Origin of the sequence: Brevundimonas sp. (assembly GCF_031082345.1) — a bacterium.
In the GTDB taxonomy this organism is placed as follows: Bacteria; Pseudomonadota; Alphaproteobacteria; order Caulobacterales; family Caulobacteraceae; genus Brevundimonas.
Map to the genome: position 1 here is coordinate 1 of NZ_JAVHLH010000128.1, position 7,972 is coordinate 7,972.

Sequence of the window (7,972 nt, forward strand, 5' to 3'; positions counted from 1 at the left end):
CTGGTTCCCGCCGCCGCCGCCCTCGCGGCCGCCTGCTCGCCGCTGGCCGCGTTCAACGCGCTCGGTCCGCGCGACGGCGGCGCGCGGCGACTGGCGAGCGGCGTCCGCTACGGCGACGATCCGCGTCAGAGGATGGACGTGCTGGGCCCGACGGCCGCGCCGGCGCAGCCATGGCCGATGCTGGTGTTCTTCTATGGCGGCGGCTGGGACTCCGGTTCCCGGGCCAACTACGGCTGGGCGGCGCATGCGCTGGCGGCGCGGGGCTTCGTCGTCGCCGTGCCGGACTATCGGCTGGTCCCGACCGTGCGCTTCCCCGGCTTCATCGAGGACGCGGCGGCGGCGACGGCGCGGGCGGGCGAACTGGCCGCGTCCTGGGGCGGCGATCCGGGACGGCTCGGCGTCCTCGGCCATTCGGCGGGGGCTCATCTGGCGATGATGATCGCGTTGGACCGCCGCTACATGGCCGCGGCCGGCGCGCCCGGCCTGATCCGGGCGGCGGCGGGGCTGGCGGGGCCGTACGACTTCCTGCCGCTCGACGTTCCGGCCTCGATCAACGCCTTCGGCCGGGCCCCCGACCTGACCCTGACCCAGCCGGTCACCTTCGTGCGCCCGGACGCCCCGCCCCTGTGGCTGGGCCACGGGACCGAGGACGACGTCGTCCATGCCGAGGATGCGACCATCCTGTGCGAGCGCATGACCGCGGCCGGCGGGCGCTGCGAGGCCACCCTCTACCCGGGCCTGAACCATGCCGACCTGATCGCGACCTTCTCGCCGCTGTTCCGCAAGAAGGCGCCGGTGCTGGACGACGTCAGCGGCTTCCTGCGGCGCGAGCTGGCCTGAAGCGCTCAAGCCTCGCCATTGTCATCTTCTTCCGTTATCGGAGGCCATGACAGACACGAATATTTCGGCCCTGAGCGGCCCGGAGGCGCTGGACCGCCTCGAAACCCTCTACAACCAGGCCGTGGCCAATCTGCGCGAGGCGGTGCGGACCTTTCTGGCCACCGGCCAAAGGCCCGATCCCGAGGCGCGCGCGCGGGGCCTGTTCTCCTATCCCGAGCTCAAGGTCAGCTGGTTCGGCGAGCGGCCGGCCAATCTGGCTACCCGCGCCTACGCCCGCATCTCGCGCCCGGGCGTCTATTCGACCACCATCACACGGCCGGAGCTGTTCCGCCCCTATCTGACCGAGCAGCTCGGCCTGCTCGAGTCCGACTACGGCGCCACCTTCGACGTCGGCCCGTCGGAGCAGGAGATTCCCTTCCCCTATGTGATGGACGGGTCGGACGTGACGCTGGACCGCAGCCAGACCGCCGCCGTGGCGCGCTACTTCCCCACCACCGACCTGGCCCATATCGGGGACGAGATCTCCGACGGCCTGTTCGCGCCGGGCCGCGACTTCCCCCTGTCCCAGTTCGACGGCCTGCGCACCGACTTCTCCCTGGCCCGGCTGCGCCACTACACCGGGACCCCGGTGGAGGACGTGCAGTCCTATATTTTGTTCACCAATTACAACAGGTACGTCGATGAGTTCGTGCGCTGGGCCTGCGCCCAGCTCGCCGATCCGGACAGCCCCTATGAGACGCTGTCGTGCGCCGGCGGGGTGGTGATCACCCGCGACACCCCCAATCCCGAACAGGCGGTGATGGATGCGGCCTGGAAGAAGCACCAGATGCCGGCCTATCACCTGACCGCGCCGGGCTGGAACGGCATCACCCTGGTCAACATCGGCGTCGGCCCGTCCAACGCCAAGACCATCTGCGACCACCTGGCCGTGACCCGGCCCCACGCCTGGATGATGATCGGCCACTGCGGCGGGCTGCGCGACAGCCAGATCATCGGCGACTACGTCCTGGCCCACGCCTATCTGCGCGACGACCATGTGCTGGACGCGGTGCTGCCGCCCGACATCCCCATCCCGTCGATCGCCGAGGTCCAGCGCGCCCTCTACGACGCCGCCAAGATGGTTTCCGGCGCCCCGGGCGAAGAGGTCAAGCGCCGCCTGCGCACCGGCACGGTGGTGACCACCGACGATCGCAATTGGGAGCTGCGCTATTCGAAATCGGCCCAGCGCTTCAACCAGAGCCGGGCCGTGGCCATCGACATGGAAAGCGCCACCATCGCCGCCCAGGGCTATCGTTTCCGGGTGCCCTACGGGACCCTGCTGTGCGTCTCGGACCGGCCGCTGCACGGCGAGATCAAGCTGCCGGGCCAGGCCAACCGCTTCTACGAGGGTTCGATCTCGGAGCACCTGCAGATCGGCATCCAGGCCGTCGACCTGCTGCGCGCGGAAGGCTCGCGCCTGCATTCGCGCAAGCTCAGGGCCTTCGACGAGCCGCCGTTCCGGTAGAATTTCCGGTTGCAGCCGCCCGCTACATTCGGGGCGATACAAGCGCGACAAGCGGCCCGCGACATCGTCGACAAAACCGGCGACAACCTCGACATCCGTTACATGCGGTCGTCGCCTACTTCTTCAGCCGCTTCGCATTGGCGACGGCGGTGGCGTGGATGGGCCGCAGGGCCTCGGCCTGGCCCTTCAGCAGTTCGCTGTTGAGCGTCAGCATCTGGCTCGCGGCCCGGCTCCACCAGCCGACGGCGTAGCTGTACTGCGCCTGCATCGCCGCGGCGGGCGTGCCGGCGGCGGCCATGGCCGAAACCGCCTTCGAGGCCAGTCCGGCCTCGGTCATGACGCCGGAGCCGAGGCGGCCGCCGATGTCGCCGAACGTCTTCGCCATGGCCGAGGCCGAGGCGGACAGGGCCTCGACCTTTTCGGTGCTCATCAGGGACATCTCGGTCAGGTCGATCTTGCGCGGATCGGCCAGGCCGGCGGCCATGATCTCCAGCCGGGCGTTGATGACGTCGCCGGCGGCCTGCAGCATCTCCCCGCCGGACAGGGCCGTGCGGGTCGCCCGGGCCCCGTCGCGATTGAGGCGGCGGCCGGTCTTGAGAGCTTTGTCGAACTGGGTCATGCGCCAGCCTTGGGCCGCAATCAGGGCTGCGGCAAGACCTCGGCGGCGAAGTCGGCGACGTCCTTCAGCAGGGCCGGCACGGCGGCGTCGATGATCTGCCGGCCCTTCTCCGGACTGGCCTGCAGCGGATCGGAGCCGATCCGGCCGTCCGGGAAGCGGGCGCGGTAGTCGAGGGCGTCGCGGATCGGGCCCACAGGGGCGATCTTCGGATCCAGCTCGGCGGTCTTGACCCGTTCAGGGTAGGCGGCCTGGGTGACGGCGATCTCGGACGGGGTGGCGTGCATGCCGTGGCCGGTCGGGAACATCTTCGTGCAGAAGCCGTGCACGCCCGGCAGGTCCCACCAGTTCTTCAGCTTGAGCACGAACGGCGGCTGCTCCTCGACAAAGGACCAGTCGGCGTAGATCTCGGCGAAGGTCGCCTCGATGGTGGCGACGTTTCCGCCGTGACCGTTGAGGAAATAGATCCGCTCGAAGCCATGCCGGCTCAGCGACGAGACCCAGTCGGTGATCGCGGCCATGAAGGTCGAGGGGCGCAGGCTGATGGTGCCGGCGAAGGCCAGGTGATGCTGGGCCATGCCGATGTTGAAGGTCGGGGCCACGACCAGAGACTCATCCTGCTTCTCCGCCGCGTGGGCGATGATCTCGGGGCACAGCCAGTCGGTGCCCAGCAGGCCGGTCGGCCCGTGCTGCTCGTTCGAGCCGATCGGCACGACCACCGTTTTCACGGTCTGCAGCCGCGCATCGATCTCGGGCCAGGACGACAGGTGAATCAGCATGGGGGAAACTCCGGAAACAGACCGGGGCTGCCTAAACCCCTGCGCCGCCCGCGCCAACCCTTGCCGCCATGGAGGGTGTCGGGGAAACGGTCCGGAGCCCGATCGTGCGCGCCGGGCCCCTGAGGGGCGCCACAATGACTCCCGCGCCGGAATCCGCTACCCTGCATTGAAGGGGATGGGGGGCGGAGGATGCAGGACCCAGCTCGCTTGGCGCCGCCAGGGTTTCACCCTGCTCTGAACATCGACGTCCTGGCGCTCGTCGCCGATTCCGTGATCTGCACGGACGAGAACGGCCGCATTCTGGTCTTCAACCGGGCGGCCGAGCAGGCTTTTGGCTACGACGCGAGCGACGTGATCGGCCAGCCGGTGGAAATGCTGCTCCCGCCGGGCGACCGCGCGGAGCACGTGCACCAGGTGCGAAGCTTCGCCTCGAGGGACGGCGCCAGGAAGCGGCTCATGGGCCATCGCCGGGAGGTCCGGGGCCGCCGCAAGAGCGGCGAGGAGTTTCCGGCCGAGGCCATGGTGTCGCGCCAGACCATCGAGGGCCGGACGATCCTGACCGTAGTGCTTCGGGACATCACCGAGCGCAAGGCGTTGGAGGAACTGCGCGAGGCGCTGGCCCGCGAACTTGAGCACCGGATGAGGAACGTGCTCTCGGTCGTGAACTCCATTGTCACGATCAGCGCCGCGAACGCCGTGAACATGGAAACGTTCAAGGAGTCGCTGCTGGGAAGGCTGAAGGCCCTGGCCGCCACCCAAGGCGCCCTCGGACTGGGTGCGCAGGAGGGCGCCGCTCTGAGCGCGCTTTTGCTGGCGGAGCTGGCGCAGTACCAGACCCCGGCCGGAACGAACGTGAGGATTGAAGGGCCGCTCGTGTCGCTGGGGCCGAGGGCGGCCCAGATGCTCGCTCTGGCCGTCCATGAACTGGCGACCAATTCGGCGAAATACGGCGCGCTGAGCCATGCCGGGGGGTGCGTCGAGGTGATGTCCGCCTTCAAGGGCAAGGGGGACAAGGCCCTGCTTGTCATCCAGTGGCGGGAAACCGGAGGGCCGCCCGTGACCCCGCCGACCCGCCAGGGTTTCGGCACGCGTCTCATCACCCAGGTCGTGGCGAAGGCCCTTCGTGCCGACGTGGCCATGGACTACCGCCCGGAAGGACTGACCTGCCGGATCACGGCGCCGAGGACCATGGTGGAGCTTGATCGGCAGGATCAGGCGCGGACGCGGGCTTGACCCCGGCCCCCGAAACCCGACCTTGGTCGTTCTGGCGACGCCCGCCTGATCGACGAAGCCCATGGCCAGACCCGCGACTTCCAAACCTCGCCTCCGGGCCGCCGAGCCCGCCCCCAAACGCCCCGCCGTGATGACCGGCGCCGTGGTCCCGGTGTTGGGCTGGCCGCCGGACGAGGACCGGGTCGAGGCGATCTTCGAGCGGCTGGCGCGGGTCATGCCCGATCCAAAGACCGAACTGAATTTCTCCAGCCCCTTCACCCTGGTGGTCGCCGTGGCCCTGTCGGCCCAGGCCACCGACGTCGCGGTCAACAAGGCGACGGACCGGCTGTTCGCCGTCGCCGACACGCCGGAGAAGATGCTGGCGCTGGGCGAGTCGGGGCTGATCCCATTCATCTCGTCGATCGGCCTGTATCGCGGCAAGGCGCGCAACGTCATCGCCCTGAGCCGCCTCGTGCTGGAGCAGCACGGCGGCGAGGTGCCGATGACCCGCACCGCGCTTCAGGCCTTGCCCGGCGTGGGGCGCAAGACCGCCAGCGTGGTGCTGAACGAGCTCGGGATCGAGCCGGCCATCGCGGTCGACACCCACGTATTCCGCGTCTCGCACCGGCTGGGGCTGGCCAACGCCGGGACCCCCGACAAGGTCGAGGCCCAGCTGCACCGGATCGTGCCGGAGGACTGGCTGCCCAAGGCGCACCACTGGTTGATCCTGCACGGGCGGTATGTCTGCACGGCGCGGAAGCCGAAATGCAGCGCCTGCGTGATCAGCGACCTGTGCCCGTCGCGGGCGGGGCTTCAGGCGCTGGGCGAGGCGATTTAGAGGCGCGCCTTCACCGCCTCCGCGAACCGCGCCCCACCCTCCGGCGCGGAGCCCAGGTAGAAGTCGGGCTCGATCAGTTCGGCCTCCATCAGCAGCCATTGGCCGTCCGGGCCCCGGGCCATGTCGATGCGGGCGTAGAGCAGGGCTTCGTCGATGGCGGCGAGAGCCTGCTCCGCCAGGGCCAGGGCGCCGGCGGGCGGTTCGGGCAGGGCGGCGTACTGGCCGCCGAACTGGACCTGGATGCGGAACTCGCCCGTGATCGGCCGCTTGTTGACCACATGGCTCAGCCGGCCGCCGAAGAACAGCAGCGAGGTTTCGCCCTCGGTCTCGATCGACGGCAGATAGGGCTGGATCATCGCCGGGCCGTCGGGCGCGTCGGCCAGCGGCTCGCCCCGCGACAGGCGCAGGGTCTTCCACGCGCCGCCGGAGACGCGCGGCTTGACGATGAGCACGTCCGAACCGAACCGGTCGAAGGCCGCGTCGACGTCATCCTGGGTCGGGCCGTCGACCCAGAGGGTCGGCGGGATCGCCACGCCCTTGTCGGCCAGCCGCCCGAGGTAGGATTTGTCCGAGTTCCAGCCGATCACTTCGGCCGGATTGAGCATCGGCACGCCCGCCGCCGCCCAGGTCGCGCAGGCGCGCATCCAGCGGGCGTGGTCGCGATGATAGCCCCAGACGATCAGCGGCAGGACCAGCGGAAACCCGGCCAGGCCGGAGGCGTCCTCGACATGATCGGTCCACGGCGTCGGCTCGACCTCGATCCCGGACGGGGCCAGGGCTCCGGCGAGGCGCTCCAGCACTCCGGGCCACTGGCCGGCGTAGGAGGCGTCGGCGGGATCGGGGGTCAGGACGGCGACACGGGTCATTGGGCGCCCTCGATCGCCGAGCAGTCGCCGCCCAGGGTCTGCGACCCCTGCGCGGCGCTGTAGGCCAGCTCGCGATGGTCCGCCTTGCCGATCAGATATCTCAGAGGCGGGTCTTCGCCGGGGGCCGCCTCGACCACCCAGGCCTCGACCGGTCCCGAGGCGGTCTCGACGGTTTCGGAGCCGGTCACCCGGATCGAGAAGCGCCCGAAGCCCTTGTCGTACTGCCAGTACGGCAGGCTGAACGCCGCGCCCTCGGCCAGCGGCAGGGCCGCGAAGGTCAGGCCGAACAGATTGCCCTCCCACACCGGGCCGGCCAGCGGCGCGTCGATCGGGGTGACGGCCCCATCGTCCTCGATCCGTTCGCCGGTGATCCGGTCGTCGGCATAGTCCACACGGACATGCATCTCGCCCTTGCGGCGGTTGATCACGGACAGCGGCCGCAAGGTCGGGGCGTCGAGAACGAACTCGTCGCGCATGTCGAAGGCGCCGCCGCCCATCGACTGGTGGACCACGATCTCGAGCACGGGGCGGCCATTGCGCTCGGCGCGCTTCACGGTCTGCCACGTCACCCCGACCGGGCGGCTGACGCCGTCGCGGTTCATGTTCAGGGTGTAGCAGGTGCGGCTGTCGGCCAGCCGGGCGCCGTCGGGAACGGCGGTGGGACCCTGCGCCAGGGCGGGGGCGAGGGCGATCAGAAGGCTCAGCACGGGAATCTCCAGCGGGGCGGTCCGACCATTTGCCCGGCGCGGACGCGCCGCTCAAGTGAAGCTTCCGCAAGGTGGCGGCGAAGGCTGCGCGGCTCTGGCCATGTCGGCTCCCGCCCGCTATGGCCGCGTCCATGACCCAGCCCTCCTCCTACGACGTCTGCGCCGTCGGCAACGCCATCGTCGACGTCCTCGCCCCTTGCGACCCCGCCTTTCTCGAGGCCCAGGGCCTGACCGCCGGCTCGATGCAGCTGGTCGACGCCGAACGCAGCGCCGCCCTCTATGCGGCGATGAACGCCGGGGTCGAGGCCTCGGGCGGCTCGGCCGGCAACACCGTCGCCGGCGTCGGCTCGTTCGGCGGCCGCGCGGCCTATATCGGCAAGGTCGCCGACGACCAGCTGGGCGGGGTGTTCACCCATGATATCCACGCCGTCGGGGTGCGGTTCGCCACCCCGCCGCTGGCGGACGGGGCCGCCGCCGGTCTCGCCACCGGGGTCTGCATGATCAACGTCACCCCCGATGGCCAGCGCACCATGTGCACCTTCCTCGGCGCCGCCAACCAGCTGTCGGTGGACGACATCGACGCCGACCTGATCGGGGCCTCGGCCATCGT

General features: G+C 70.1%; 9 protein-coding genes. 5 read left to right on the forward strand and 4 right to left on the reverse strand.

Annotation, left to right across the window (positions count from 1 at the left end; genetic code table 11):
• Positions 1 to 840: alpha/beta hydrolase (locus tag RDU12_RS09455; RefSeq protein ID WP_374990206.1), on the forward strand; the 840-nt coding region annotated here is incomplete at its 5' end.
• A 46-nt stretch (positions 841 to 886) separates the two neighbouring features.
• Entirely contained in the window at positions 887 to 2,344 is a 1,458-nt protein-coding gene (locus tag RDU12_RS09460) for an AMP nucleosidase (protein ID WP_300290259.1), read from the forward strand.
• A gap of 115 nt (positions 2,345 to 2,459) precedes the next feature.
• On the opposite strand, the gene RDU12_RS09465 is transcribed toward RDU12_RS09460, so the two are convergent.
• Both RDU12_RS09465 and RDU12_RS09470 read right to left on the reverse strand, forming a co-directional pair.
• Positions 2,460 to 2,963: a phasin family protein gene (locus tag RDU12_RS09465; RefSeq protein ID WP_300290258.1), complete on the reverse strand. Its 504-nt coding sequence runs from the start codon at positions 2,961 to 2,963 to the stop codon at positions 2,460 to 2,462.
• 20 nt (positions 2,964 to 2,983) lie between these two features.
• Positions 2,984 to 3,739 (reverse strand): creatininase family protein, encoded by a 756-nt coding sequence (locus RDU12_RS09470; protein ID WP_300290257.1) that lies wholly within the window; start codon positions 3,737 to 3,739, stop codon positions 2,984 to 2,986.
• A 207-nt stretch (positions 3,740 to 3,946) separates the two neighbouring features.
• On the opposite strand from RDU12_RS09470, the gene RDU12_RS09475 reads away from it, so the two are divergent.
• Entirely contained in the window at positions 3,947 to 4,972 is a 1,026-nt protein-coding gene (locus tag RDU12_RS09475; protein ID WP_300290256.1) for a PAS domain S-box protein, read from the forward strand.
• Positions 4,973 to 5,033: 61 nt separating this feature from the next.
• Positions 5,034 to 5,789: an endonuclease III gene (gene nth / locus RDU12_RS09480; protein ID WP_300290255.1), complete on the forward strand. Its 756-nt coding sequence runs from the start codon at positions 5,034 to 5,036 to the stop codon at positions 5,787 to 5,789.
• Here nth and RDU12_RS09485 read toward each other — a convergent pair.
• Both RDU12_RS09485 and RDU12_RS09490 read right to left on the reverse strand, forming a co-directional pair.
• Positions 5,786 to 6,655, reverse strand: coding sequence for a RimK family alpha-L-glutamate ligase (locus RDU12_RS09485; protein WP_300290254.1), 870 nt, complete (start codon positions 6,653 to 6,655; stop codon positions 5,786 to 5,788). The genes nth and RDU12_RS09485 overlap by 4 nt on opposite strands.
• Positions 6,652 to 7,362, reverse strand: a complete 711-nt coding sequence (locus RDU12_RS09490; protein ID WP_300290253.1) for a hypothetical protein — start codon at positions 7,360 to 7,362, stop codon at positions 6,652 to 6,654. Before RDU12_RS09490 ends, RDU12_RS09485 begins: the two co-directional genes overlap by 4 nt.
• Before the next feature lie 131 nt (positions 7,363 to 7,493).
• Here RDU12_RS09490 and RDU12_RS09495 point away from each other — a divergent pair.
• A partial coding sequence (locus RDU12_RS09495; RefSeq protein ID WP_308684511.1) for an adenosine kinase occupies positions 7,494 to 7,972 on the forward strand: 479 nt, incomplete at its 3' end.

Excerpts from the sequence above, each read along its gene's own strand:
- RDU12_RS09460 (WP_300290259.1), top strand. The coding sequence starts at position 887 with ATGACAGACACGAATATTTCGGCCCTGAGCGGCCCGGAGGCGCTGGAC.
- RDU12_RS09465 (WP_300290258.1), bottom strand. The coding sequence starts at position 2,963 with ATGACCCAGTTCGACAAAGCTCTCAAGACCGGCCGCCGCCTCAATCGC.
- RDU12_RS09470 (WP_300290257.1), bottom strand. The coding sequence starts at position 3,739 with ATGCTGATTCACCTGTCGTCCTGGCCCGAGATCGATGCGCGGCTGCAG.
- nth (WP_300290255.1), top strand. The coding sequence starts at position 5,034 with ATGGCCAGACCCGCGACTTCCAAACCTCGCCTCCGGGCCGCCGAGCCC.
- RDU12_RS09485 (WP_300290254.1), bottom strand. The coding sequence starts at position 6,655 with ATGACCCGTGTCGCCGTCCTGACCCCCGATCCCGCCGACGCCTCCTAC.